The organism is Sphingomonas jeddahensis (assembly GCF_001981525.1).
Taxonomy (GTDB): domain Bacteria; phylum Pseudomonadota; class Alphaproteobacteria; order Sphingomonadales; family Sphingomonadaceae; genus Sphingomonas; species Sphingomonas jeddahensis.
In genome coordinates this window covers 284,964-309,345 of sequence record NZ_MPSB01000003.1, presented here as the reverse complement: position 1 = coordinate 309,345, position 24,382 = coordinate 284,964, and the positions used below count along the sequence as shown (strand labels likewise).

General features: G+C 66.3%; 25 protein-coding genes. 9 read left to right on the top strand and 16 right to left on the bottom strand.

The genetic code is table 11. The features are described 5' to 3' along the window. Positions 1 to 142 precede the first annotated feature (142 nt). From SPHI_RS05545 to SPHI_RS05530, 4 genes are all read right to left on the bottom strand, one after another. Positions 143 to 634 carry a GNAT family N-acetyltransferase gene (locus SPHI_RS05545; protein WP_096348723.1) on the bottom strand — a complete coding sequence of 164 codons (492 nt, stop codon included), beginning with the start codon at positions 632 to 634 and terminating at the stop codon, positions 143 to 145. 32 nt (positions 635 to 666) lie between these two features. Next, the gene (locus SPHI_RS05540) at positions 667 to 1,467 is read right to left on the bottom strand and encodes a LysR family transcriptional regulator (protein WP_076743880.1); all 801 of its coding nucleotides are present in this window, start codon (positions 1,465 to 1,467) and stop codon (positions 667 to 669) included. A gap of 224 nt (positions 1,468 to 1,691) precedes the next feature. After that, positions 1,692 to 2,090 carry a Co2+/Mg2+ efflux protein ApaG gene (gene apaG, locus SPHI_RS05535; protein ID WP_076743879.1) on the bottom strand — a complete coding sequence of 133 codons (399 nt, stop codon included), beginning with the start codon at positions 2,088 to 2,090 and terminating at the stop codon, positions 1,692 to 1,694. Then, positions 2,087 to 3,295 carry a trans-sulfuration enzyme family protein gene (locus SPHI_RS05530; protein WP_076743963.1) on the bottom strand — a complete coding sequence of 403 codons (1,209 nt, stop codon included), beginning with the start codon at positions 3,293 to 3,295 and terminating at the stop codon, positions 2,087 to 2,089. Before SPHI_RS05530 ends, apaG begins: the two co-directional genes overlap by 4 nt. Positions 3,296 to 3,886: 591 nt before the next feature. On the opposite strand from SPHI_RS05530, the gene SPHI_RS05525 reads away from it, so the two are divergent. Further along, on the top strand, positions 3,887 to 5,098 hold the full coding sequence (locus tag SPHI_RS05525; protein ID WP_076743878.1) for a glycosyltransferase family 39 protein: 1,212 nt from the start codon (positions 3,887 to 3,889) through the stop codon (positions 5,096 to 5,098). A gap of 69 nt (positions 5,099 to 5,167) precedes the next feature. On the opposite strand, the gene SPHI_RS05520 is transcribed toward SPHI_RS05525, so the two are convergent. The 6 genes from SPHI_RS05520 to SPHI_RS05495 form a co-directional block, all read right to left on the bottom strand. Continuing rightward, positions 5,168 to 6,268: a glycosyltransferase family 2 protein gene (locus SPHI_RS05520; protein ID WP_076743877.1), complete on the bottom strand. Its 1,101-nt coding sequence runs from the start codon at positions 6,266 to 6,268 to the stop codon at positions 5,168 to 5,170. Next, positions 6,265 to 7,305: a 3-isopropylmalate dehydrogenase gene (gene leuB / locus SPHI_RS05515; protein WP_076743962.1), complete on the bottom strand. Its 1,041-nt coding sequence runs from the start codon at positions 7,303 to 7,305 to the stop codon at positions 6,265 to 6,267. The genes SPHI_RS05520 and leuB overlap by 4 nt, the downstream gene beginning before the upstream one ends. Positions 7,306 to 7,351: 46 nt before the next feature. Then, positions 7,352 to 8,083 carry a DNA repair protein RecO gene (gene recO, locus SPHI_RS05510; protein ID WP_076743876.1) on the bottom strand — a complete coding sequence of 244 codons (732 nt, stop codon included), beginning with the start codon at positions 8,081 to 8,083 and terminating at the stop codon, positions 7,352 to 7,354. Between the two features lie 183 nt (positions 8,084 to 8,266). Beyond that, positions 8,267 to 9,049 carry a GNAT family N-acetyltransferase gene (locus SPHI_RS05505; protein WP_233130704.1) on the bottom strand — a complete coding sequence of 261 codons (783 nt, stop codon included), beginning with the start codon at positions 9,047 to 9,049 and terminating at the stop codon, positions 8,267 to 8,269. Between the two features lie 98 nt (positions 9,050 to 9,147). Next, positions 9,148 to 10,098 (bottom strand): polysaccharide deacetylase family protein, encoded by a 951-nt coding sequence (locus SPHI_RS05500; protein ID WP_076743875.1) that lies wholly within the window; start codon positions 10,096 to 10,098, stop codon positions 9,148 to 9,150. Between the two features lie 97 nt (positions 10,099 to 10,195). Next, positions 10,196 to 10,639 (bottom strand): EF-hand domain-containing protein, encoded by a 444-nt coding sequence (locus tag SPHI_RS05495; RefSeq protein ID WP_076743874.1) that lies wholly within the window; start codon positions 10,637 to 10,639, stop codon positions 10,196 to 10,198. 220 nt (positions 10,640 to 10,859) lie between these two features. On the opposite strand from SPHI_RS05495, the gene purB reads away from it, so the two are divergent. Next, positions 10,860 to 12,170, top strand: a complete 1,311-nt coding sequence (gene purB / locus SPHI_RS05490) for an adenylosuccinate lyase (protein ID WP_076743873.1) — start codon at positions 10,860 to 10,862, stop codon at positions 12,168 to 12,170. 53 nt (positions 12,171 to 12,223) lie between these two features. On the opposite strand, the gene SPHI_RS05485 is transcribed toward purB, so the two are convergent. From SPHI_RS05485 to rpsD, 3 genes are all read right to left on the bottom strand, one after another. After that, complete coding sequence (locus SPHI_RS05485; RefSeq protein WP_076743872.1) at positions 12,224 to 13,189, bottom strand: agmatine deiminase family protein; 966 nt, start codon at positions 13,187 to 13,189, stop codon at positions 12,224 to 12,226. After that, the gene (locus SPHI_RS05480) at positions 13,186 to 14,832 is read right to left on the bottom strand and encodes a M28 family metallopeptidase (RefSeq protein WP_076743871.1); all 1,647 of its coding nucleotides are present in this window, start codon (positions 14,830 to 14,832) and stop codon (positions 13,186 to 13,188) included. Before SPHI_RS05480 ends, SPHI_RS05485 begins: the two co-directional genes overlap by 4 nt. Positions 14,833 to 15,051: 219 nt before the next feature. Beyond that, positions 15,052 to 15,666, bottom strand: a complete 615-nt coding sequence (gene rpsD, locus SPHI_RS05475) for a 30S ribosomal protein S4 (protein WP_076743870.1) — start codon at positions 15,664 to 15,666, stop codon at positions 15,052 to 15,054. A gap of 295 nt (positions 15,667 to 15,961) precedes the next feature. Here rpsD and SPHI_RS05470 point away from each other — a divergent pair, with 295 nt between their 5' ends. Genes SPHI_RS05470 through SPHI_RS05460 form a run of 3 tightly spaced genes read left to right on the top strand, consistent with a single transcriptional unit; the run spans position 15,962 to position 19,859 of the window. Then, positions 15,962 to 16,273 carry a chorismate mutase gene (locus SPHI_RS05470; RefSeq protein ID WP_076743960.1) on the top strand — a complete coding sequence of 104 codons (312 nt, stop codon included), beginning with the start codon at positions 15,962 to 15,964 and terminating at the stop codon, positions 16,271 to 16,273. A gap of 41 nt (positions 16,274 to 16,314) precedes the next feature. Next, entirely contained in the window at positions 16,315 to 18,786 is a 2,472-nt protein-coding gene (locus SPHI_RS05465) for a DegT/DnrJ/EryC1/StrS family aminotransferase (RefSeq protein WP_076743869.1), read from the top strand. Continuing rightward, the gene (locus SPHI_RS05460; protein WP_233130702.1) at positions 18,783 to 19,859 is read left to right on the top strand and encodes a glycosyltransferase family 2 protein; all 1,077 of its coding nucleotides are present in this window, start codon (positions 18,783 to 18,785) and stop codon (positions 19,857 to 19,859) included. Before SPHI_RS05465 ends, SPHI_RS05460 begins: the two co-directional genes overlap by 4 nt. Here the strand turns inward: SPHI_RS05460 and SPHI_RS05455 are convergent. Beyond that, positions 19,841 to 20,545 carry a murein L,D-transpeptidase catalytic domain family protein gene (locus SPHI_RS05455; RefSeq protein ID WP_076743867.1) on the bottom strand — a complete coding sequence of 235 codons (705 nt, stop codon included), beginning with the start codon at positions 20,543 to 20,545 and terminating at the stop codon, positions 19,841 to 19,843. The genes SPHI_RS05460 and SPHI_RS05455 overlap by 19 nt on opposite strands. A 205-nt stretch (positions 20,546 to 20,750) precedes the next feature. Here SPHI_RS05455 and SPHI_RS05450 point away from each other — a divergent pair, with 205 nt between their 5' ends. Then, on the top strand, positions 20,751 to 21,377 hold the full coding sequence (locus tag SPHI_RS05450) for a L,D-transpeptidase family protein (RefSeq protein WP_076743866.1): 627 nt from the start codon (positions 20,751 to 20,753) through the stop codon (positions 21,375 to 21,377). Between the two features lie 132 nt (positions 21,378 to 21,509). On the opposite strand, the gene SPHI_RS05445 is transcribed toward SPHI_RS05450, so the two are convergent. Continuing rightward, on the bottom strand, positions 21,510 to 22,466 hold the full coding sequence (locus SPHI_RS05445; RefSeq protein WP_076743959.1) for an isopenicillin N synthase family dioxygenase: 957 nt from the start codon (positions 22,464 to 22,466) through the stop codon (positions 21,510 to 21,512). 156 nt (positions 22,467 to 22,622) lie between these two features. Here SPHI_RS05445 and SPHI_RS05440 point away from each other — a divergent pair, with 156 nt between their 5' ends. The 3 genes from SPHI_RS05440 (at position 22,623) to SPHI_RS05430 (ending at position 23,770) form a co-directional block, all read left to right on the top strand. Beyond that, positions 22,623 to 22,973: a DNA primase gene (locus tag SPHI_RS05440; RefSeq protein ID WP_076743865.1), complete on the top strand. Its 351-nt coding sequence runs from the start codon at positions 22,623 to 22,625 to the stop codon at positions 22,971 to 22,973. Between the two features lie 88 nt (positions 22,974 to 23,061). Next, positions 23,062 to 23,391, top strand: a complete 330-nt coding sequence (locus SPHI_RS15475) for an MliC family protein (protein WP_083719843.1) — start codon at positions 23,062 to 23,064, stop codon at positions 23,389 to 23,391. 40 nt (positions 23,392 to 23,431) lie between these two features. Then, positions 23,432 to 23,770 carry a DMT family protein gene (locus tag SPHI_RS05430; RefSeq protein ID WP_076743864.1) on the top strand — a complete coding sequence of 113 codons (339 nt, stop codon included), beginning with the start codon at positions 23,432 to 23,434 and terminating at the stop codon, positions 23,768 to 23,770. 3 nt (positions 23,771 to 23,773) lie between these two features. On the opposite strand, the gene SPHI_RS05425 is transcribed toward SPHI_RS05430, so the two are convergent. After that, the gene (locus SPHI_RS05425) at positions 23,774 to 24,352 is read right to left on the bottom strand and encodes a nitroreductase family protein (protein ID WP_076743863.1); all 579 of its coding nucleotides are present in this window, start codon (positions 24,350 to 24,352) and stop codon (positions 23,774 to 23,776) included. Positions 24,353 to 24,382: the final 30 nt, after the last annotated feature.

Genomic DNA, 24,382 nt, shown 5'->3' with positions numbered 1-24,382 from the left:
TCAAGCAGATCTCGCTTGGAACATGCACCCCAGCGCTGAATAACTTCACGAGCGCGAACTACATTCCTCCGCCGTGTGCTTGCACACGTGCTGGCCCCGATACCTGATCTCAGAGCGCATCGCCGCTTCACAGCGGCAAGGATTACCTCTCCACCCGCCACTCGTCGCGCAACAGCCCCCAGATCACACTGTCGCGCACGCCGATATGCGTCTCCCATTCCGCACGCAGCAGCCCCTCGCGCTGGAAGCCGAGCCCCATCAGCAGCGCGATCGAACGGGCATTGTCGGGATCGGTGTCCGCGAACACCCGGCGCGCCCCTTCCGCGAACAGTAGGTCGATCAGCGCGCTCACCGCCTCCGCGGCATAGCCCTGCCCCGTCGCCGCGGCGGACAGGAGATAGCCGATCTCCATCACCCCGCGCCGCCGCTCGCCCGCGGCCAGCGTGCCGATCGCTCGCGCGGTCGCGCGCTCGATGATCACCCATTGTCGCCACTGATCGCCGGCATGAGGGGTGACATAGTCGATCGTCTCAGCAACCGATCCATGCGGCGGGCTGGACCAGAAGCGCATCACGCCCGGATCACGATACGCCTCGTAGAGCGCCGGCGCATCCTCCGGAGTCGGTGCGCGCATCTCCAGTCGCTCGCTCTCGAACGGGTCCGCCCTCACCCCCCGAGCCCGGCCAGCGCTTCGACCAGCGCCTGTACCTTGCGCTGGCGCCATTGCGGGAGTGGTGCGACGAGCCAATAGCCAAGCCGCGACGGCTGTGGCTCGCCGATCTGGATCACGCCGCCAGCCGCAATGTCACGCGCTGCGAGCAATTCGGGCACGGTCGCCCGTCCCAGCCCCTGCGCCGCGGCATCAAGCGCAAGCCCCGCGTCGCCGACACGGATCAGCGCGCCGCCATCTTCCGCGCCGCAGCCCGGCCAGGCGATCGTCGCCGCCGCGCCGCCGCCGGGGCGCTCCACCGTAACCATGCCGTCGCTCTCGATCGCCTCGCCCTCATGAATACCGGGCCCCTCGCCCCAGCTCACCGCCACGTCGAGGTTCGCTTCGGTAAAGTCGGGCGCCGTATCGGCAGCGATCACCACGAAGCGCAGGTCGCCATCGGCCCGCGCGATCTCGGCCAGGCGCGGCAGCAGCCACTTTTCGGTCAAGTCACGCGGCGCCGCGATAGTCAGCGACTTGGACGATTGCCCCGCCTGCATCGCGCGTACTGCTTCCTCGAACTGGAGGAAGCCGTTGCGCAGCGCGGCGAGCCCCGCCTCGCCCTCCGGGGTCAGCTCCAACCCCTTGGTAGTGCGCCGGAACAGCACCACGCCCAGCGTGTCCTCTAGTGCGCGGATCTGCTGGCCCACCGCAGCGGGCGTGACGGCCAGTTCATCGGCAGCACGGGTAAACGACAGATGCCGTGCGGCGGCGTCGAGCACGCGCAGGCCGTTCAACGGGAGGTGCGTCCGCTTCATACTAACTCCCCTCCCGCGTGCGGGAGGGGCTGGGGGAGGGCCTGTCGACTAATCACAATGCTAAAGGCCATGCCCTCCCCTAACCCCTCCCGCAAGCGGGAGGGGGATATTAGCGCGCCGCCTACCCCGTTCGTGCCGAGCGAAGTCGAGGCACAAGCCTCGAACGACACGCCTGTCCCATGTCCCTCGCCTAAGTTCGGGACGAACGGGAGGATCGCTTGGATCTAGTCCGCCACCGCGCGCGCAGTCAGCGCGAACTTGGGGATCGCCACGTCGAACATCGCGCCATCCTCACCGATCATCCGATAGCTGCCCTGCATTGATCCGGCCGGTGTAGCCAGCGGACAGCCCGACACATAATCATAGCTGGCACCCGCCGCGATCAACGGCTGCTCCCCGACCACGCCCTCGCCCTCGACGCTATGCCGGGCGCCGCGACCATCGGTGATAACCCAATGCCGTGTCAGCAGCTGCACTGCCTGCTCGCCATCATTCTCGATGCGGATGTGATAGGCCCAGAACCAGCGCCCGCGCGCCGGCTCGGATTGTTCGGGCAGGTAACTGACGGAGACGCGCACCGTCACCCCCCGCGTCGTTTCGGACGAGGGGAAGAACGCCTTCACAACCCGATCTTGCCCAGCGCGCGATCGAGGTCGTCGATCAGGTCCTGCGGATCCTCCAGCCCGACGTTCAGCCGCAGCATCCCCTCGGTCACGCCCATCTCCTCGCGCTTCTCCGGGCTCACCGAATTGTGCGTGGTGGAGGCGGGATGCGTCATCAGCGAGCGGGAGTCGCCGATGTTGTTCGAAATGTCGATCAGCTCCAGCCCATCGAGCAGCCCGTGCGCCTGCGTGCGCCCGCCGTCCAGCAGCACCGCGAAGATCGGCCCCGCGGCCTCCATCTGCGACATGGCGAGGTTATGCTGCGGATGGCTCGGCAGCCCGGGATACAGCACGGTCGGCACGCGCGTCTCCAGGAAGCTCGCCACCTTCATGGCATTCTCGGATTGCCGCCGGATGCGCAGGTCCAGCGTCTCCAGCCCCTTCAGCACCACCCAGGCGTTGAACGCCGACAGCGTCGGCCCGGTGTTGCGCGTGAACGGCAGCAGCGTCTTGTCGATGAATTCCTTGGTTCCGCACACCGCACCGGCGAGCACGCGCCCCTGCCCGTCCATCATCTTGGTCGCGGAATAGGCGGTCACATCGGCGCCGAACTCCATCGGCCGCTGGAGCGCCGGCGTGGCAAAGGCATTGTCGACCACGCTGGTGATGCCGCGCGCCCGCGCGATGTCGCACACGGCCTTCAAGTCCACCACGTCCATCGTCGGATTGGCCGGCGTTTCGAAGAAGAACACCTTGGTTTCGGGCCGAACGGCATCCTCGAACTGCTGCGGGTCGCGCGCGTCGACCACCGTGGTGGCGATGCCGAACTTGGGCAGCAGCGTATCGACCAGCCACCGGCACGACCCGAACGCCGCACGCCCCGCGACGACATGGTCGCCGGTCTGCAACTGGCTCAGCAGCACCGCGGTCATCGCCGCCATGCCGGTCGCCATCGTCCGGCACGCCTCGGCCCCCTCGAGCAGCGCGATGCGATGTTCCAGCATCTCGACCGTCGGGTTCTGGAGCCGGGAATAAGTCATCCCCTGCTGCTCGCCCGCAAAGCGCGCCGCGGCATCGCCCGCGCAATCATAGGCATAGCCCGACGTCATGAAGATCGCTTCGGAGGTTTCCCCGAATTCCGATCGCGCCGTCCCCCCGCGCACGGCCCGGGTGGCCGGGCGCCAGGTGTCAGTGATCGAGCGGTCTTGTCCGGTACGGCGTTTCATGGCCACGCTTTCGGCCAATCCGGGCCCGCTTTCAAGCGCGATGGCTCGTCACCTCCGCCAGCGGACTCGTTCCGCGGGCCCGCCCCTCACCCGCAACCCATTGGTTTGCGAGACCGTCGCGAACGCCGCTCCGCGTCCGCGAAAGCTCCGTCACCCCGGCCCTGTGCCGGGGTCCACCCCTCCGCAAACCCGGCGCCCTGACGGTGCGCGGCACAGTGGATGCCGGGACAGGCCCGGCATGACGGCAGAGCGGCAAAGCGGCAGAGCGCCAAGGCGACCAACCCTGTCCTACACCACCCACCTCATGGCAAAACCACCCCCATACACCCCGTCACCCCGGACTTGATCCGCGGTCCCGCTTCTTCCCTGGCGTTGCCAAGGCAGCGGGACCCCGGCTCAAGGCCGGCGTGACCATCATTGACGGCCCACATGCGCCTCGGGGAACCGCGAATGTTGAATCAAACGCCAGCGCCTCAACTTCCTCAACATTCGCCACCTTCCACCCCATCCAAACCGCCAATGTTGAACCAAATCACGCCACAGCCTCAACTTCCTCAACATTCGCGCCTACGTCCGCTAAGCCCCGCAGCCATGCTCCGCCGCCCGCTGCCGCTCGCGATCGTCGTCTTCCTGCTGGCGGAGGCGCTGTTCCTGCTCCGCCTGCCTGTCCCGCATCAGTTGGTGTTCGACGAGGTGCATTACGTCCCCGCCGCCCGCGCGCTGATCGCCTTGTCCGGCCCGACCAACATCGAGCATCCCCTGCTCGCCAAATGGCTGATTGCGCTCGGCATGCGGCTGTTCGGGGACACGCCGTTCGGTTGGCGCGTCATGGCGACGCTCGCCGGCAGCGCCACGGTGGCGGCGGTGTTCGGCATTGTCTGGCAGATCACCGCCCGCGCCCGCTCCAGCCTCGTCGCCGCCGCGCTGACATTGCTAGGCTTCACGGTCTACATCCAGGCACGCATCGCGATGCTCGACGGCTTCATGCTCGGCTTCCTCACCGGCGCGATCTTCATGGTCGGCTGGGCGCTGCGCCGCGGCGGCTGGGCGCGCTGGACCGGCGCGGCGATCCTGCTCGGCTTGGCGGTGGCGTGCAAATGGCTCGCCGCCCCCTATGTCGCTTTCGCCGCGATCGCCTTCGTCATCCTGAAGCGCGAGGATCCCCGCCGTTTTCCCGGCCTCACGATCGTGCCGGCGGTGGCGCTACTCGGGCTGGTGTCGATCGCGACCTATTTCGTTACCTTCGCCCCCGCCTTCTTCTACAGCAACGATCCCCTGACGCTCGCCCGCCTCATCCCCTTCCAGCTCGACATGTACCACCGCCAGACGCAGGTGCTGCCCGCGCACACCTATCAGTCGAACTGGTGGACCTGGCCGCTGCTGATCCGCCCGATCTGGTATCTCTATGAGCCCGCCGACGGGGCGCAGCGCGGCATCCTGCTCATCGGCAATCCAGTGATCATGTGGCCCGGGTTGGTCGCGGTGGCCGCCTGCTGGTGGGGTTGGGTGAAGAGCGGATCGGCACGCCTGTTCGCCGCCGCCGCACTCTGGACCGGCAGCCTGGGCATCTGGGCGCTGATCCCCAAGTCACTGGGCTTCTATTATTATTACTATCCGTCCAGCGTGTTTCTGGTGATCGCCATCGTCCTCGCGCTCGATTACTGGCGCTGCCGCTTCTGGGACATCGCCTTGCTGGCCGTCGCGACGGCGCTGGCGATCTACTTCTTTCCCGTCCTGTCAGCCCAGGCGCTGCCCGATCCCAACGCCTTCCAGCACTGGACGTGGTTCACAACATGGGTGTGAGCGCATGCCCTTTCCTCTGTTCGCGCTGAGCCTGTCGAAGGGCGTGCCAAGAAGCGCATCGGCTCAGGCTCAATACCGTCCCCATACGAAGCGCGACGACAGCGCATAATTCCACACCGCGCCCACCAGCACCCCGGCCAGCGCCGACAATGCCCAGGCCCCGTGCTGGAAATCGTACAGAAACGCCGCCACCCCGACGTTGGCCACCGCCCCCACCGAACAGACGAGGCAGAACGACACCCAGCCGTCCAGCATCTGCCGCCATCCTTTCAGCCGCCGGTCGCGATAGGTCAGCGCATTGTTGAGGAAGTAGTTGAACGTCATCGCCGCCACCGTGGCGACGATCTGCCCGGCCAGAAACGCCGCCCCAAGGCCAAGGTAGAGCAAGGAGAGCACGCCCATGTGGATGCCGACCCCGATCACGCCGATCGCGGAAAACATCGCAAAGCGCACCGGCACCACCTTGCCGAACTTCCGATCGTACAAGGCGATCAGATATTCGAGCGCCACGACATGATCGAGCTTCGATTCCCCGACGCTCCGCGTGCGAAAGACATAGGGCAATTCGGCGAAGCGCAACGGCCGCTCGCCCGCCGCCATGATGTCGAGCAGGATCTTGAATCCGATCCCCGCCAGCTTCGGCGCCACGCCACGAAGCACCGCGGTACGGATCATGAAGAACCCGCTCATCGGATCGCTGAGCCCGACGTTCAGCACCCGCTGCGACAGCTTGGTGGCCAAAGCGGACTTGGCGACGCGGTCGCGGTCCCACTCCCCAGTCCCGCCACCCTCTACGAAGCGAGATCCGATGACAATGTCGAGCGCCGCATCACCGTGCAACGCCGCCAGCATCTGCGGCAGGATCGTTTCGTCATGCTGCAGGTCGCCGTCGATCACCGCCACTGCCGGCGCCGCGGTGGCGCACATCCCCTCGATGCACGCCGTCGCCAGCCCGCGCCGCCCGATCCGCTGGATCACTCGCACCCGCCGGTCGATCCGCGCCAGCTCACGCACCGCATCGGCGGTGCCGTCGGGACTGTCGTCGTCGACGAAGATCGCTTCCCAGTGGATCCCCGCCAGCGCCTGGTCCAGCTTGGCGACCAGCACCGGAACATTGCCCTTCTCGTTGAACGTCGGAATGACGATTGCGAGATCGAGCAGATCACTCACAGCGCAGCGAGCACCGCGTCACCCATCGTCCGCGTCGAGCAATCACCACCCAGATCGGCGGTGCGATGATTCACCAGCGCCGCCGCGACCGCCGCCTCGACCCGATCGGCCGCTTCCGGCAACCCGAGCGAATGGCGAAGCATCATCGCCGCCGAAAGAATCGCGGCGCACGGATTGGCCTTGCCCTGCCCGGCGATGTCGGGGGCGGAGCCATGGATCGGTTCGTACAGCCCCTTGCCCTCTGCATCGAGCGAGGCCGAGGGCAGCAGCCCGATCGATCCGACGCACATCGACGCCTGATCCGAAAGGATGTCGCCGAACAGATTGCCCGTGACGATCACGTCGAACTGCCCCGGATTGCGCACCAACTGCATCGCGGCATTGTCGACATACATGTGGCTCAGCGCCACATCGTCGTAATCCGCCGACACCTCGACCACCACGTCGCGCCACAATTGCGAGGTTTCGAGCACATTGGCCTTGTCGACCGAGCACAACTTGCCCCGCCGCCGCCGTGCCGCCTCGAACCCGGCCACGGCGATGCGACGCACCTCTGCTTCGTCGTAGCTCATCAGGTCATAGCCCTGCCGCAGACCCGTCGGCGTGGTGCGCATGCCCTTTTCGCCGAAATACACGTCGCCATTCAGTTCGCGCACGATCAGAAGGTCGATCGCCCGCGCGACTTCCGGGCGAAGCGCGGAAGCATCCTCCAGCCCCGCGAACAGCTTGGCCGGACGCAGATTGGCGAACAGCGTCAATTCCTTGCGCAGCCCCAGGATCGCCTGTTCTGGCCGAAGGTGCCGTTCCAGCGCGTCACACGACGGATCACCGACCGAGCCGAACAGGATCGCATCGGCGCGCCGCGCGAGATCCAGCGTCGCCGGCGGCAATGGGTGCCCCGTCGCATGATAGGCCGCCCCGCCAACCGCAGCCTCCTCGAACGCGAGGTCGAGCGCCAGCGCCTCGAGCACGCGCCGCGCCTCGGCGGTCACTTCGGGGCCGATGCCGTCGCCGGGCAGGATCGCGATCAGGGCCATGCGTATCTCCGTGAAAAGCGCGCGTCCCTTGCCGCCCGCCACGGTATCACGCAACCGCTCTCTTCATCCGGTCGATCAGCCGCTCACGCGCGGCCAGCGTCTCTGCCCGGCGATCGACAAGCACGTCGCGCGCGAGAAAGCGCCCAGTGATCGCCAGCGCGGCAAACACTTCCGGCCAGTCCGGCTCACCGCCCGCGCGAAGAAACGCCGGAAGCGGCAGCAGCCGATCCTCATAACCGATCGCCGCCGCCCGGCTTACCGCCCCGCCGCTCTTCGGACTGACGAAAGCGATGTCATCACTCGACCCCGTCACCAAGCAACGATCGAGGTCGAGCCCGAACCCGAGTTCGGCGAGAAGCAGCAACTCATAACGAGCCATCGTCCCCGCCCAGCCGCGCGCTGCGGGAGCCGCCTCGATCGCGTCGAGCACACCCGACAAAGCGGCATGCAACCGCGGGTAGGGCTGCGCTTCGGGCAGTGCCGCTGCGGTTAGCGCCGTCAGCCAGTCGAGGGCAGCAGCCGGTAGCGGCTCGCCGTGAAGCGCCGCGCGACTGTGCACGAGTTCGACGGTCAGCGCGGGAAGTTGATCGTCGGTGCGCGCCCGCCATTCTCCGAGAATGATATTGGCCGGCTGAAGCACCGGCCGCAGCGCGCGGGATCGCCCTCCGCGGACATAACCCGGTCGAACGCCATCCTCCGGTGTTAGCGCGCGAACCACGGCACCATGTTCGCCATGCATACGGATCGCGAGAACAATGGCAGGCGCAGCAAGATGCATGGTGGGAGTTTATGGTAGCGGTGGCGTCGAAGCTATGGGGCTTGCCGGCACCCCATCCGAACAGCGTCACCCTGAACTTGTTTCAGGGTCCACTCTTCCGCCAGCACCGCCACCGCTTGTGGCACAGTAAATGCTAAAACAAGTGTAGCATGACGGCATTGGAGGACGCGCAGGACCAAAGCCTCAAGCGCGTCGGACGCGACGGGCAACACCTTGCAGCAACGGCACCGACGCAGCCCGCTTCGCCACCCGCATCGCCGCATCGAAGCCGCCAACCAGTGCCACCGCGCCACGATTGCCCAGCGTTGGCCGAAGCAGCAGCAGGTCGCGGCACGCGATGCCCGCGCTCGCCATGCCGCGCTTATGCTGTCCCTCGCCCTCCGTGAAGTCAAACCGTGCGAAACGATCGGAGAACAGATCGACCAACGCCGCTTCCATCAGCACGCTGCCCGACGACAGCGCGGCGAACGCCGGATCGTGCCCGACGTAATCGTAGCGCAAGGTCCCGCCATCGGCGCCGCACCAAAGGTAAGCGGCCGGCGCATCAGCGACGTAGAGCAACCATGCACGCACATCGTCCTCACCGGCCGTGGCGATCATCCGCCGCACCCAGGCGGGATCATCGGGAAGGCCCGCACCCATCAAACGCTCTTGGTAAGTCTTCTCCGCCAGCGCGCGGGCGATCGGGTGAAACGCCGCAAGCTCGTCCGCCGTCCGGAAGCGCCGCACGTCGAGCGCGCCACCGGACGTCGCCGCCAGCTTCTTCGCCTTGCGCTTCAGTGTCGATCGGGTCTGGCCGGACAAGCCCGCCCGCCATGCCGCCTCGCCAGCCGCGAGATCGACGTAATAGCGCGTGTACCGCTGCCGCTCGAAACGGAGACCCGACCAGACCGGTGCAACGGCCTCGGGCAACGACGTGACGAGATAACCGTCCTCCCCACCCGGAAGCGGTGGCAGTGTCGGCATGCGACCAGCCAGCGCGCGGTCCAGCGACAAGGAAACCCGGCTTAACCGGCGGGGAATGGTCGCAATCGTCCGTGCCCCGATCTGCAATCGCAGGCCGCTCACGCTGTCCGCTCGGCGAATAGGTTGGACCATGCTTGCTCCGCCTGCCGCCGACCGCGCCGCCAGCGGTTCGCCGGCAGCGGCTGATCGTTGCGGTCGAGTGGAAAGCCGGAACAATCGGCGAAATGGGCGGTAGGCGCTCGCTCGCGCCAGGCGGAGAGCAAGGCGCACAGCGCCTGGAACCGCCGCACATGTACCCGGTTCGGCGCCAGGCCCGCTCGGTTGGCAAGTTCAAAGCTGTGACCAACGATGACGGTCGCGGCGTGATTCTCGTCGATCGCATGGTTGAGCGCCGCGCGCATCTCGTCGGTGGACAGGGCGCAAATCTGAAAGTTGCGCCACACGCCGGGCGTATCCTCGATCACCGTCACCGGCACTTCGATCACCCCACGCCGTGCCACCGGTGCGATGCGTGATGCCGGGAGGCCGATGGCACTCGGCCAAGGATGGTGCGCGCCGTTGTGGCTGCTGTCATAGCCGATGCCGATCGCTGCCAGTGCGGATAACGTGTCGTCATTCGCGGAATAGCTGCCGCTGCGGAAAGCAACGGGACGCGGTGCACCCGCAGCGACCAGCAACGCCGCTGCTTCGGCAAGCAATTCGCGCTGGCCATCCGCCGAAAGGTCGATCAACTCGAACGAGCCATGCGCGCGGCGATTAGCCAACGTCGCTCCGGCCCAATTCGGATGAGCGTGGAGCTGCACCTCCTGGCCCGCGTCCAAAACCGCCGCTACGATGCGCCTGAACGGATCTAGCCCATAGAGGCGTGCCGGCAACGGATCGACGAAGAAGCTGGCCTTGAGCCCATGACGCGCGAGGAGATCGAGCTGCCAGCGCAGTCCGACGCCACCTGGCTCGATGGAGCGCGCCTCGACGGCTGCCGGCTCCAGCCCCGCTGCATGGTGCCGCCAGGCGATCTCAATGTCGATCGTCAGAAAGACCTGGGTCATGAGCGATCGCGATAAAGCCATCGCGTAAACATTGTCCCAAGGGCAACAACGGCGGCAAATTGACCGGCCGCCGCCGCCTGGCCATCACGCCAGGCGCTTACCCGCGCAGGAAGTGGGTCAATTCGGTCTTCGAAACGGACGTCGACTGATCTTTGTCGGCTTGCGCAAAAGCGGCGTTGTTCCACGTCTCGCTGCTCGGCTTGGCGCCTTCGGGCGCGCGCGCCTTCAGCGCATCCATCCAGGCGGTGAATTCGGCCTTTTCGAGGGCGCCATTCCCGTTCTTGTCATAAGCGGCGAATTCGGCATGGACGATGGTGGATACATGATCGCCGCCCGGCGACGCCGCGGATGAATCGCTCGCGGCTTGGCGCGTCCCCCGTTGGGCAACCGCCACAGCATCCTCGTTCTGATCGGGTACTTCCGGAACACTTGCAGCACCCGGCACAGCCGTTGGCGCAGTCGGCTTCGGCGTATCGGCCTGCTGCGCCAACGCTGGCACAGCAACGATCATCGCGCTCGCGAACAAAGCGCTCTTCAACATCCATACTCTCCTAAACTTTACTCTTTTTTGCCCACCCAGACGGGGGCTTTTCTGTCGCCTCTTTTGCGACATGTTGCCCTGTATCAACAGACAACAACGAAGCGGAGTTCCCGGCCCACGGGTTTGAAGCGGTGCCGCTTGCCTGCTACCGGCACGCCAATCCACCGCTCTTGCACCGACTCACGGCGAGCCGTTGCCCTCCACGACCAAGGAAAACGACATGGTTCCGCGCTATTCCCGACCCGAAATGACGGCGATCTGGACGCCCGAAGCTCGTTTCCGCATTTGGTTCGAGATCGAAGCGCATGCGACCGAGGCGCTGGCGGAGCTCGGCGTGGTGCCCAAGGAAGCCGCCGACGCGCTCTGGACATGGTGGGCGACCAACCCGACGATCGACGTCGCCGCGATCGACGCGATCGAGGCGGTGACCAAGCATGACGTGATCGCCTTCCTCACTTGGGTTGCCGAGCAGGTCGGTGATCAGGCGCGCTTCATGCACCAGGGCATGACCAGCTCCGACGTGCTCGACACCTGCCTCGCGGTGCAGCTGGCGCGCGCGTCCGACATCCTGATCGCGGATATGGACGCGCTGCTCGCCGTGATCCGCCGTCGTGCCGAGGAGCATAAGCTGACGCCGACGATCGGCCGTAGCCACGGCATCCACGCGGAGCCGGTGACGTTCGGTCTGAAGCTGGCGCAGGCCTTTGCCGAATTCGACCGCTGCCGCGCGCGGCTGGTCGCGGCGAAGGCCGAGATCGCGACCTGCGCAATCTCGGGCGCGGTGGGCACCTTCGCCAACATCGACCCGCGCGTGGAGGAACATGTCGCCGCCAAGCTCGGCCTCGCGGTCGAGCCGGTCTCCACTCAGGTCATCCCGCGCGATCGCCACGCGATGTTCTTCGCGACCCTGGGCGTGATCGCCAGTTCGATCGAACGGCTCGCCACCGAGGTCCGCCACCTCCAGCGCACCGAAGTACTGGAAGCGGAGGAATATTTCTCGCCCGGCCAGAAGGGCTCGTCGGCGATGCCGCACAAGCGCAATCCGGTGCTGACCGAAAACCTGACGGGTCTCGCCCGCATGGTGCGCGGCTATGTCACGCCGGCGCTGGAGAATGTCGCGCTCTGGCACGAACGCGACATCAGCCACTCATCGGTCGAGCGCTATATCGCGCCGGACGCGACGATCACGCTCGACTTTGCGCTCGCCCGTCTCACCGGCGTGATCGACAAGCTGCTGGTCTATCCCGAGCGGATGCAGCGCAACATGGATCGCATGGGCGGCCTGATCCACTCGCAGCGCGTGCTGCTGGCGCTGACCCAGGCTGGGGTGAGCCGCGAGGATTCGTATCGCCTCGTTCAGCGCAATGCGATGAAGGTGTGGGAATCGGACGGCGCGCTGTCGCTCAACGAACTGCTGAAGAACGATCCCGAGGTGACCGCCGCTTTGTCACCGGAAGCAATCGATGCCGAATTCGACCTCGGCTATCACCACAAGCACGTCGACACCATCTTCGCCCGCGTCTTCGGCTGACCAAGCTACGTCACCCCGGACTTGATCCGGGGTGACGATTTCATCGCAGGGCCTTACGCCGGGATCTGCTGCGAAATGCAGTGGAAGCTGCCGCCCCCGGTCAGGATCGCATCCGCCCGCAGACCGACCACGCTGCGACCGGGGAAGATCGCCTGGATCGCCGCAACCGCCGCATCATCGTCCGGCGCTCCGTACACCGGCACCACGACCGCCGCATTGCCGATATAGAAGTTCATGTAGCTCGCCGGGATCACTTCCCCGTCGCGCAGCACGCGACCGGGCGATGGCACCGGCACTACTTCGACTCCGAAGGCGCGCGCGCGATCCGCCGCCTGCTGGTACACCTGCCAGTTCGGATCGTTCTCCCCCGCGACCGGCAGCGCTAGCCGCCCCTCGCCCACGAAACGCGCGAGATTGTCGACATGGCCATCGGTATGGTCGTTGAGCAGCCCGTCGCCGAGCCACAGCACGCGGTCATACCCCAGATCGGCATCCAACCGCGCCTCGATTTCGACACGGCTCAGGCCGGGGTTCCTGTTCGGGTTGAGCAGGCATTGCTCGGTGGTCACTACCAGACCGGTGCCATCGCCATCGATCGCGCCGCCCTCCAGCACCCAGGCATGGCTTTCTACCGCCTTGCCGCGCTGGGTCGCGAGACGGCGACCGATGTCATCGTCGCCGGGAAGATCGTATTTGCCGCCCCAGCCGTTGAACATGAAATCATGCGCCACGCGATCGCCCGCGATGATCGGGCCGGTATCGCGCAACCAGATATCGCCGAACGGCTCGACGACGATCTCGGCGAACGGGGCAAGCGCGCGAGCCGCCTCCGCCGCCTCGTCGTCAGCGGCAACCAGCAGCACCTCCTCGCCCTGGCCATCGGCATGGACCGCAGCGGCGAAGGCAGCTACCTCGGTGCGCGCTTGGTCGAGATCGTCTTCCCACAAGTCGGGATGGCTCGGGAAGCCGATCCAGACCGCCTTGTGCGGCGCCCATTCGGGCTTGGGTGCGCGGGTCATTTCGCCTCCAGACGCGACTTGTCGCGGATCGCCTTGAACTCGGCGGTGGGATACCAATTCGGCCAAGCATCGCCATCGGCGAGCTGCCGGCCGAGCTGGTAATAGATGGTCAGATCCTGCACGGCACCGTCCCAATTCCACTTGGGATCATATTCGTCCTTCGGCCCGTGATAGCGTTTGGCGAGATAGTCCTTCGCCGCCGCGCGGCCGGCCGCCACACCGCCGTTCACCAGATCCTCACCACTGCCCGCCGACAGCATCGGCACGCCCAGCTTGGCGAAGCTGAAATGATCCGAGCGATAATAGCTGCCCGATTCCGGCGTCGCCTCCGGCGCGACGCGCCGGCCCTGCGTGGCGAGCAGCGGCTTCACCATATCCTCCAGCTCGGATTTGCCCGCGCCGATGATCTCGAAATCGCGGGTTGCGCCGACGACGTTCAGCCCGTCCATGTTGACCCCGCCCACCGTCTTGCCGAGCGGAAACACCGGGTTCGCGGCATAATATTGCGAGCCGAGCAGCCCGCTCTCCTCCGCCGTCACCGCGACGAAGCCGACCGAGCGCCGCGTCGGGCCGCCGGCGCGATACGCCTCGGCCATCGCAACCAGCGCCGCAGTGCCCGTCGCATTATCGACCGCGCCGTTGCAGATGTCGTCACCCTCCACCGCATCACAGCGGCCGAGATGGTCCCAATGCGCGCTGTACAGCACCACCTCGTCGGGCGCCTGCGTGCCTGGCAGCACGCCGACCACGTTCTTCGACATGCTGCGCTTGATCTCGTTGGAGAAGCTGCCGGACAGCCTCATACCAAGCGGCACGGCGCGGAACCCCTTCCGCTTCGCCGCCGCGGACAACTGAGCGAAATCCTTGCCCGCGCTCGCGAACAATTCCTTCGCCTTGGGCAGCTGAATCCAGCCGACCACCTGGCTCTGATCCATGTGATCGTTAGGCGCAGCTAGCCCATATTGCGCGCCGGTCCATGACGATTGCACCACCGACCAACCATAAGCGGCGGGTTCGGTGTCATGGACGATGATCGCACCGGCCGCACCCTGCCGCGCGGCTTCCTCGAACTTGTAGGTCCAACGCCCGTAATAGGTCATCGCGCGACCTTCGAACGGCCCGGCGGTCGCCCCGGCTTCCTTCACCTGCCAATCGGGATCGTTGACAAGAATGACGACAGTCTTTCCTTTCACGTCCAGCCCGGCATAATCGTTCCAGCCCTTCTCGGGCGCGTTGATGCCATAGCCGACGAAGACGAGTTCGCTGTCCTTCAGCGCGATCTTTGGCACCGCGCGATAGGTGTTCACGACCATGTCGGTGCGATGGTTGAAGGTGACCGGCGCCTTACCGCCGGTCGCGGTGAACGGCGAGACGTTGGTGGCGGTGATCTCCACCATGGGCACGTCCTGCGTCCACTGCCCCTTGTTGCCCGGCTTCAGCCCCGCGGCGGCGAAGCGCTTCACCAGATAGTCGATCGTCTTCTGCTCGCCCGCGGTGGTCGGCGCCCGGCCTTCATAGGCGTCCAGCGACAGCTCCTGCGTCACCGACTTCAGCGTCTCGACCGAGATCTGCGGCGCGGCGATCTGGGCCAGGGCGGGCGTGGCAACGGCGAGCGCAAGAACCGAGCTGAACAAGAGACGCATCAACGGGACCCCCTTTTTTGACGATGTGCCGCCGTGTCTTAGCGGCTCGTACTCCGACCGCAACGCGGTAGGGCAGAACGAAGAAGGGCGGCCCCATGCGGGACCGCCCTCTTCTTGTCTGTGGCCTGCTGCGGCAGAGCTGCGGCGCCAGTCCTCGCCTGCGCGAGGCCAGCCAGCCTGCTGACATGAGCCTCGCTCCAGCTTAGCTGGAGCTTGGCATCAGCGGCTGTAATATTCGACCACCAGGTTCGGCTCCATCTTCACCGGATAGGGCACTTCGTCCAGCGTCGGCACGCGGATGAAGGTCACCTTGCTGGTGCCGTCCTGCACGACATAGTCGGGCACGTCGCGCTCGGCGAGGCTCTGCGCCTCGAGCACCAGCGCCATCTGCTGCGCCTTGGTACCGATCGTGATCTCGTCGTTCACCGAGCAGCGGCGCGACGCGATGTTGCACTTCACGCCATTGACGTAGACGTGGCCGTGGCTGACGAGCTGGCGCGCAGCCCAGATCGTCGGCACGAACTTCGCGCGGTACACGATCATGTCCAGGCGACGCTCGAGCAGGCCGATCAGATTCTGCGAGGTATCGCCCTTCATCCGGGCCGCTTCGTCATAGCAGTGACGGAACTGCTTTTCGGTGACGTCGCCGTAATAGCCCTTGAGCTTCTGCTTCGCGCGCAGCTGGATGCCGAAGTCGGACACCTTGCCCTTGCGGCGCTGACCGTGCTGGCCGGGGCCGTATTCACGCTTGTTGACCGGGCTCTTCGGGCGACCCCAGATGTTCTCGCCCAAACGGCGGTCGAGCTTGTGCTTGGCGCTATGGCGCTTCGACATTTCAATTCCTAAGACTTGCTGACAACGTTGGTCCCGGTATCGCACCGGCCGCACGAAACGGACGGGCCGCCTGCTTCACCGGGATGCAGGGGCAATCGCGAAGCGGGCCGCCTAGCCGCGTGTCGGTTCGGAGTCAAGGTAACGGCCACACCACACCGGCATCGTTACCCCGGTCCACTGATCCGCACTCCCGATGATACAGGACGTGCGGCACGGTGGATGCCGGAACACGCCCGGCATGACGAACGGCGTCACAGGCTGGACACCCGCCGCTCGCCTCGTCAGAGCGCCCGGCATGACCACCCTCCCCGGACAAGAATGCACCACCATGGCCGAGGTGCGCGCCGGCGTCGACGCGCTCGATCGCGAGTTGATCGCCCTCCTCCGCCGCCGGTTCGACTATATGGACGCTGCCGCGCGCATCAAGCCGGAGCGCGGCCAGGTCCGCGACGAAGCCCGCAAGGCGCAGGTCATCGCCAATGCCAAGGCGCAAGCCGTTGCCGCAGGATTGCCCGAACAAGAGATCGGCCAGTTGTGGGACACGCTGGTGGAAGCATCGATCGCCTATGAACTTGCAGAATACGACCGGCGGGTAACCAAGTCTTAGGCCGGGTCGGGCAAGTCGGCGGCGGGAGGATACACCGTCCGATGAAGCGCTTGCCGTTGATTACCCCGCATCCGCCGCGGCTTAGCACCTTGACCGAGGGGCTCGCCCGGATCGAGGAATCGGGGATCTACAGCAACAACGGCCCCGTTCTGCGCGCGTTCGAGGCCGATGCCACGACGCGTCTGTTCGGTGGGCGCGGCGCGTGCCTGGCCGTGGCCAATGCCACGCTCGGACTGATGATTTCCTTGCGAGACGCGGTCAGCGACGGCCCGGCCGGCCGCTTCGCGCTGATGCCCGCGATCACCTTCGCCGCGACGGCGCAGGCCGCCTGGTGGGCGGGTCTGACGCCGCTGGTGTGCGATGTCGATGCCGACAACTGGAGCGCCGCCGCCGACGAGGAAGAGCGGCTGCTCGAACGATATGGCGCGCAGATCGCGGCCGTCGTGCCTTATGCCACCTTCGGCTATGGCATCGACCTCGATCGGTACCGCTGGCTGTCGAAGCGCTTCGGCGTTGCCGTGGTGGTCGATGCCGCCGCTTCGCTTGGCACCACCGACGCGTCGGGCCTCGGCTTCGGCGCCGGTGCCCCCTTCCCGGTCGTCTTCTCCATGCATGCGACCAAGCCGTTCGCCACGCAGGAAGGCGGGCTGATCCACTGCGCCGACCCAGACCGGATCGAGCGGCTGCGCGCCATGGCGAACTTCGGCTTCACCGCACCGCGCACCGCCACCCTGCCCGGCCTCAATGCCAAGATGCCCGAGGTGATGGCGCTCGTCGCGAAGGCCCGCCTCGACGATTTTGCCGAGGTCGCCGGTCACCGCGATCAACTGGCGGACGCCTATCGCCACGCGATCGCCGGCCGCTACACCGCGCAGCCACGCCCCACCGGCCGCCAGGCGCTTGGCTTTTTCCCGCTCCTGCTGCCCTCCGAGCGCACGCACGAGCGCGACGCAATCATCGCCCGGCTCGGCGAAGAGGGAATCGGCGCCGGCAAGTATTTCAGTCCGCATCTTGGCGAGCAGCCCTGGGTGCATGAGATTGCGCAGATCGAACCCACGCCGGTCGCCGATATGGTCGGCAGCCGCCTGCTCTCGCTTCCTCTTTCCGACACCATGACGGTGGAGGACGTGGCGCATGTGGTCGACACGCTTGACCGCATTGTCGCGATCAAAGCGCGTCCCCGCGTCGCTGCCCCCCCGCCAATCGCGGAGACGATGATCATCGGCGGCGGTCCGGCGGGCACCGCGATGCTCACCGCGGCAAGCCGCCACGGCCTGTTGCCCGAACTGTCGCGCGGCCTTGTCCTCGTCGAACGCGACCAGGCGATCGGCGGCGGGCAGCTCGGCCGCTACGCGATCACTTCGGACTCCACCGCGCAAACCTTCCTCTCGGCAATTGAGGGCAATCCCGACCCCGCCATCGCCGCTCTTGCCGATCACCCCGCGACGTTGGCAATCGCGCGTCACCGCGCCTCGCTTGGCGTCCCACTCGCCGAAGTCGGCCCGATGCTGCGTGCGATCGGCGATCGCCTTCACGCCAGCGTGACGGCCAATGGCGGCACGGTGCTGACCGGCACGGAGGCGCTTCACGCCCGCCGCAAGGAAGGGCTGTGGCACGTTCGCCTGCGCGACACCGCCACGCATCGCGATACCGAACGAGTCGCGCGCAACCTCGTCATCGCCACTGGCGGGCACCAGCCACTCGACCGGCTTGTCACACAACGGGTGGCCGGCACGTCGCTGATGGAGATCGCCGGCGATCGGCTGGTCCAGTCGGATTCGGTGCTAGCGCGCGGCGGGTTTGAAATGGTCGCCGACTTGCTGTCGAGCAAGCGCGCGCCGCGCGTGGCGGTGATCGGCGGCTCCACCAGCGCGCTCACCACCGTTGCGCTGCTGCTGCGCGAGCGTCCCGCGCTGCCATTCGGCGCCGGCGGCATCACCCTGCTCCACCGCAGCCCACTGCGCCCCTTCTACCATTCGGTCGAGGCGGCGCATGCGGAAGGATTCACCGACTTCGGGCCGAACGACATCTGCCCGGTCTCCGGCTTCGTCTATCGTCTCGCGGGTTTCCGGCTGGAGGCACGCGAACTGGTGCTGCGGATGCTGGGTGTCGACGGCCGGGCGCCCGAGCCGCGCGTGGCCCTTCACCGTGTCACCGGCGACGACGATCTCGCGGCCCGCAACGTGCTGGCCGAAGCCGACCTTGTTATCGCGGCGCTCGGCTATCGCCCCCGCGCGCTGCCGCTGGAGGAAGCCGATGGCCGCCCGCTCGGTCTCGCCGCGCACGGCGGCGCACCCATGGTGGACGATGCCTGCCGCGTCCGCGACCGGTCCGGCGCACCGATTCCGGGCCTTTACGGTATCGGCCTTGCCGCGGGCTTCGTGCCGCACGGCAAGCTGGGCGGCGAGGCGAGCTTCGTCGGCCAGGCGAACGGCCTGTGGCTGTGGCAGAACGATGTCGGCATGATGATCGTCGACCAGCTGCTCGCCGGACGAGCCAGAGCCGCCGCGTGAGCCGCTCGTCCAGTGCAGATCCGACCGTCAGCGTCATCATGGCGGCGTATAATGGCGCCGACCTGCTGCCGGCGACGCTCGCTACCTTGCAGAAACAGACCTTCAACGACTTCGAAGTGATCGTCGTCGACGATTGCTCGCGCGACGGCACGCGTGATGTGCTTCGCACCTGGCCCGATCCGCGCGTGCGGATGATCGCGCTGGAAGAGAATGGCGGCCCCGTCCGCGCCCGCAACCGTGCCTTCGCCGAGGCACGCGGCCGCTACGTCGCCGCGCTTGACCAGGACGACCTCTGCCTTCCCGAACGGTTCGCGAAGCAAGTGGCGTACTTAAACGCCAACCCCGAGACTGTGCTGGTCGCCAGCGCGACGGAGGTGCTGGAAGGCGCCCGCCTGCTGCCCTCGCCACACGTGGCGCACACCACGCCGGCGCTGCTGCGCTGGCTGATCCGGATCGAAAATCCGCTCGTCTGGTCCTCGGTCATGATCCGCGCCGACGCCGCACGACGGCTGCAGCCCTTCACTCGCCCCGACATCCTCTACGCCGAGGATTTCGACCTCTACCATCGCCTGTCCATGCTCGGCCCGATCGCGCGGATCGACACGCCTTTGCTAGCCTATCGACGCCACGCCGGCGGCGCATCGCAACGCTATGAAGATACGATGCTGGCTAATGCGCGGCGCGTGCTCACCGGCGCCTATGCCGCCGCGCTCGGCGAGGATGCCAGGGTCGCGGCCGATCTGGTCGTAGAACATCTGATGCACCGGCAGCCGGTGCCGGATCGGTCAACGCTCGCCCGGCTCGGCCGCTTCCTGGTGCGCATGCAGGAAGCGTTCCTCGCCGAACAGGCATGCAGCGCCGCCGACATACGCATGGTCCGCTGGGCGACCGCGCGCCGCTGGGCCGACGTCTCACGCGCCTCGCTGCGCGCCGGAACGCTCACCTTTGGCGGCGCGCTGAGTGTCCGGCCGCCCCACCTCGGCCTCGGCCATGCAGGCATCGAACAATTGCTATGGGCGCGGCTGATCGGCCGCGCCCGTCGCTTGGGGAAACGTCACACCTTGGCGGCGTAGATCATCCGGCCTTGGCCCAGCCGCTCGAACACCTCGGCCAACTCACGCTCACCCACCGCGAAGCAACCCTGGCTGCGGCCCAGCCGGCCGTGTGTGCGGATCATGTCGGGGTTCGAATACCAGGCGCCATGCACCACGATGGCGCGCGCCAGGGCATTGTCGTTGGTCGGATCGAGCCCGATCAGCCGCTGCGACTTGCCGTGCTTGCCGACATAATAGTCGCTGGCCAGGAAAGCGCCTTCGCACGACGCATTCGATCCATTCTTGTTCGAAAAGCGCTGAAGAAAGCCGGTATGCCCCGGATCGGAGCCGCTGCCATGCGCGACCAGCTTCGACACGCTCTTGCCGCTCACCAGATCGATGAAGTGAAAACGCGCTTGGTTTGATGGCGCGGAGAAATCCGCGATCACCATCCGGTCGCGCAGCGCGAGCCGGCTGCCGTGCCGCTCCATCGCAGCGAGCGCTTCACGCATCAGCTCCGGTCGCACGACTCGCGGCGAGCTCGGCACCACCCGCGGCGCGGGCCGTACGGGCGCCAGACTGGAGGAGGTCAGCGGCACCCGCTTCGCGTCCGTCGCGCGCATTGCTGCACTCACGGCGTCCGGCACCACCATCGCACCGGCCAGTGCCCCAGCCGTCTTCAGCAAGCCACGGCGCGTCGGCGCGGCTTCAACCATGTTCACCATCAATGTCGCAATCCCCGTTCCCGGTAAGCCACTGTATAGCAGGGAAAAGGTGAACAATCCTCAACTTTGCAGCCGTCGGACGGGGAGGTTTCCGCATCTGCCGTGAAAATAGCGCGGCTCATCGTATGGCACAAAAGTCAAGGGTGCGCGTTTATGATGCGACGGCCCGAAATGATCGGGCCCCCACATTGAAAGGGGTCGCACCATGCGCACGATTCGCGCCTTGCTGCCGGCTGCCCTCGGATTGGCAGCCCTTACATCTATGCCCGCTTTGGCAGAAACGTCAACGCCTACAGTCGCCGGACAATCATCCGCTTTCGCGCTTGTGGAGGCAGCGGCGAGCCTCACGCCCGGCCAATATCTCTGGGAACAGGATGCCGCTGCCGGCCCGGTCAGTATCCTGATCAGCATCCCCGATCAGAAGGCTTATGTCTTCCGCGGCGATTCGCTTGTGGCCGTGTCAACGGTATCGACCGGCAAGGAGGGCAAGGAAACGCCTGTCGGCAAGTTCACCATCCTTCAAAAAAAGGAAATGCACCACTCCAACCTTTACGACAATGCGCCGATGCCGTTCATGCAGCGGCTGACGTGGGATGGCGTGGCGCTTCACGCGGGCAAGAATCCGGGCTTCCCGGCGTCTCACGGCTGCATCCGCATGCCCACCAGCTTCGCCAAGAAGCTGTTCGCCGCAACCGAAATGGGTGCCACGGTGGAAGTGACCGACCTCGCTTATTCGGGCGACATGATGGCGCCGCGCAGCGATGCTCAGTTGACGGCGGAGGCGAATGCCACCGCGCCTAAGGATCTCGGCCAGTTCCTGGCGAGCCGGTGATCGCGGGCGGGCGCTGCCGGCGCAGCGCCCCATCCCGCCCCCTGACCGTGATACACGCAGTCCTCGCGGAGCACCCCAGGCCTGCATTTACAAACTCCCGCCGGCTGCAACGCGAATGACGCGCAGCTCACCTCACTTCTTGATCAGCCCGATCTCTACCAGCCGCTCATGCAAATAGCCGTTTGCGGTGATCGGCGTGGGATAGCGGTTCGGGTTTTCCGCCGTGATGGTCTGCGGCAGCGTTTCGATCAGGAAATCGGGTGCGGGATGCAGAAAGAACGGCATCGAATAGCGCGAATGGCCGCGTCGCTCGGGCGGTGGGTTGACGACGCGGTGGGTGGTCGATGGCAGCACGTGGTTGGTCAGCCGCTGCAGCATGTCCCCGACGTTGACGACCATTGCCCCTTCCGGCGGCTTGATCGCCAGCCAGCGCCCTGAATCGCGATCAAGCAGTTCGAGCCCGGCCTCTTCAGCACCCAGGAGCAGGGTGATGAGGTTGATATCCTCATGCGCGCCCGCCCGAACGCCCTCGGCATCAACCGGGATCGGCGGATAGTGCAGCAGGCGCAGCACTGAATTGCCGTCCTTGACCGCCGGATCAAACCAGTCCGGGGCGAGGCCTAGGTGCCGCGCGATCGCCGACAGCAGCTTGTCGCCGGCGGTATCGAACGCCGCGAACAATTCGACAAACGTGTCCTTGAAGCCCTCCGGCCGCGCCGGCCAGATGTTCGGCGCCATGTCGCCGGCGTAGCGGTGCCCCGCGGGCAGCTCGCGCCCGACGTGCCAGAACTCCTTCAAATCGACGTGCTTGGCGTCCTTGGCGATCTCGGTCTTGAACGGCGTGTAGCCGCGCGCCCCGCCGCCGCCCTCGACGAAATAGCCGCGCTTCTCGTCGTCGGCCAGCTTGAACAGCGCCTCCGTTTCCGACCAGGCACGCGCGATCAGATCGCCGGGGATGCCGTGATCAGCGACCACCGCAAAGCCAAAGCGGCGGAACGAACCGCCCAGATCGGCCGCGAACCGCTCGGGATCGCGCGCCTGATCGGCCAGGCTGAGCGTCGGCACATTGGCCAGCGGAGTATCAAGCATCTCAAACGCTTTCGTCGTACGAACCGGAAAGCGCCACATAAGCATGCGGCGAAGAAGCCGCCACCCTCGCCGCGAGATCAGGCGCCGATCGTCTTCGTCGCCGGAACCCGGCGCGGCTCGCGGCCGTTCCAATGCCCACGATCAGGAGGTACGATCATGGGCGGCCATCAAGTGACCAGCCAGGGTTCAGGCGACGACGGCTTCGACGAAGACGGCTATGACGAAAGCCAGCGCGCCGAAATCCTCGAAGCAACGCGGGACGGGCCGGGCGACGGCACGATCATCACCGATCTCGATCCAGACATCGACGCCGGCGATGACGACGAGGATGCCTCGGACGAGGACGAACTGCTGATGCGCGACGATCAGGTCGCCGAGCACGACGACGATTCCGATCAGGACGAAGACGATATCGACGAAGATGTCGTTCAGGACGAATTCGATGATGGCTCCATCGACGAGGATGAAGATCTCGGCGACGCGGACGATGTGGCGCTCAACCCCTGAGCCACGCGGCACGCTGCGCTTCGGCGCAGCGGCCCTGGCGCTCTCGACCGGCTGCTCGCCGCTGCAGCCGCGATCGGAATAAGTCGACATCGCCAATGCCGCGCGGGCGGCGCAGCAATCGGTCGGAAACTATGCAGCCGAGCAGGAGCCGACGTCTCCCGTTACCGCACCGACGACTCCAGGCCGCATCGTTGCGACCTATCGCTGCGACGACAGCACCGGCTTTCGCGCTATCTTCGACAATCAACGTGATACCGCCACGCTCGCGCTAGCTGCCACCACCGTCCGGCTAGCCGGCCAGCGCCCCGCCTCCGGCATCTGGTATGCCGGCGAGGGCCATGAGCTACGCGGCAAGGGCAAAGTTGCGACCCTGACCCGGCCCGGAAATCCGCCGCTCACCTGCCACGCCGCAGACTGAGCCGCTTTCGCCGACGTTGGCGCGGCGCTACCGCTCGGCCATGCCCACGATCGCGCTGCTGCTCGTTTCCAACGTCTTCATGACGATCGCCTGGTATTGGCACCTCAAGGGTGGCATGGCGAAGCCGCTGCCGACCGTGATCCTGCTCAGCTGGGCGATCGCACTGGTCGAATATTGCTTCGCTGTCCCCGCCAACCGGCTCGGCTACGCCAGCGGCTGGACCGGCGGGCAGCTAAAGGTGGCGCAGGAAGTGATCACCTTGCTGGTGTTCGGCGCCTTTGCCGTGTTCGTGCTCGGCGAGCAATTGAGCTGGCGCCACGCCGGCGCCTTCGCCTGCCTCGTCGGGGCGGCGGCCTTCATGTTCGCCGGGCGAAGCTGACCCTCACGGCGCCCAGGTGCTCACCGTCGCCGCCAGATCGGGCCGCGGTCGCTCCTCCAGCAGGCGCGACGGCGTACCGATAAAGATGAAACCCGCGATCCGTTCCGGCGCCGCGCCGAACGCATCGCGCACCCGATCGTCGAAGGCCGCCCAGGTCGTCAGCCATCCGCCGGCAAAGCCCATCGCATGCGCCGCATGAAGCAGGTTCATGCACGCCGCCCCGGCCGATAATTCCTGCTCCCAAACTGGGATCTGACTTTCGATCCGCGGAGAGGACAGCGCCACGACAAGCGCCGGCGCCTGATGGGCGAATTGTTCGATCGATTCGAGTTCAAGCCGCTTCGCGTCCGGCCGCCCGGCACAATAGGCATCCAGAAGCAGTGCCGCGAACGCCGCGCGCTGCGCCGCGGTCACGGTCACGAACCGCCACGGCGCCAGCTTGCCATGATCCGGCGTGCGGCAAGCGATGGCGCAGATCTCGCGCAACTGCGCCTCGCTCGGCCCGGGCGCGACGAGATCGCGCGGCTTGCCTGAACGGCGAGTGGTAAGAAGCGAAAGCGGGGTCGTGGTGTCGTTGAACATGCGCCCTCTTATCGCGACACGTTCGCAAGT

Coding starts and splice junctions, on each gene's coding strand:
- SPHI_RS05445 (WP_076743959.1), bottom strand. CDS start 22,466: ATGCTTGATACTCCGCTGGCCAATGTGCCGACGCTCAGCCTGGCCGAT.
- recO (WP_076743876.1), bottom strand. CDS start 8,083: ATGCATCTTGCTGCGCCTGCCATTGTTCTCGCGATCCGTATGCATGGC.
- SPHI_RS05455 (WP_076743867.1), bottom strand. CDS start 20,545: ATGGTGAACATGGTTGAAGCCGCGCCGACGCGCCGTGGCTTGCTGAAG.
- SPHI_RS05500 (WP_076743875.1), bottom strand. CDS start 10,098: ATGACCCAGGTCTTTCTGACGATCGACATTGAGATCGCCTGGCGGCAC.
- purB (WP_076743873.1), top strand. CDS start 10,860: ATGGTTCCGCGCTATTCCCGACCCGAAATGACGGCGATCTGGACGCCC.
- rpsD (WP_076743870.1), bottom strand. CDS start 15,666: ATGTCGAAGCGCCATAGCGCCAAGCACAAGCTCGACCGCCGTTTGGGC.
- SPHI_RS05480 (WP_076743871.1), bottom strand. CDS start 14,832: ATGCGTCTCTTGTTCAGCTCGGTTCTTGCGCTCGCCGTTGCCACGCCC.
- SPHI_RS05450 (WP_076743866.1), top strand. CDS start 20,751: ATGCGCACGATTCGCGCCTTGCTGCCGGCTGCCCTCGGATTGGCAGCC.
- SPHI_RS05530 (WP_076743963.1), bottom strand. CDS start 3,295: ATGAAACGCCGTACCGGACAAGACCGCTCGATCACTGACACCTGGCGC.
- SPHI_RS05470 (WP_076743960.1), top strand. CDS start 15,962: ATGACCACCCTCCCCGGACAAGAATGCACCACCATGGCCGAGGTGCGC.
- SPHI_RS05485 (WP_076743872.1), bottom strand. CDS start 13,189: ATGACCCGCGCACCCAAGCCCGAATGGGCGCCGCACAAGGCGGTCTGG.
- SPHI_RS05540 (WP_076743880.1), bottom strand. CDS start 1,467: ATGAAGCGGACGCACCTCCCGTTGAACGGCCTGCGCGTGCTCGACGCC.
- SPHI_RS05545 (WP_096348723.1), bottom strand. CDS start 634: ATGCGCGCACCGACTCCGGAGGATGCGCCGGCGCTCTACGAGGCGTAT.
- SPHI_RS05495 (WP_076743874.1), bottom strand. CDS start 10,639: ATGTTGAAGAGCGCTTTGTTCGCGAGCGCGATGATCGTTGCTGTGCCA.
- SPHI_RS05425 (WP_076743863.1), bottom strand. CDS start 24,352: ATGTTCAACGACACCACGACCCCGCTTTCGCTTCTTACCACTCGCCGT.
- SPHI_RS05505 (WP_233130704.1), bottom strand. CDS start 9,049: ATGCCGACACTGCCACCGCTTCCGGGTGGGGAGGACGGTTATCTCGTC.
- SPHI_RS05525 (WP_076743878.1), top strand. CDS start 3,887: ATGCTCCGCCGCCCGCTGCCGCTCGCGATCGTCGTCTTCCTGCTGGCG.
- SPHI_RS05465 (WP_076743869.1), top strand. CDS start 16,315: ATGAAGCGCTTGCCGTTGATTACCCCGCATCCGCCGCGGCTTAGCACC.
- SPHI_RS05430 (WP_076743864.1), top strand. CDS start 23,432: ATGCCCACGATCGCGCTGCTGCTCGTTTCCAACGTCTTCATGACGATC.
- SPHI_RS05440 (WP_076743865.1), top strand. CDS start 22,623: ATGGGCGGCCATCAAGTGACCAGCCAGGGTTCAGGCGACGACGGCTTC.
- leuB (WP_076743962.1), bottom strand. CDS start 7,305: ATGGCCCTGATCGCGATCCTGCCCGGCGACGGCATCGGCCCCGAAGTG.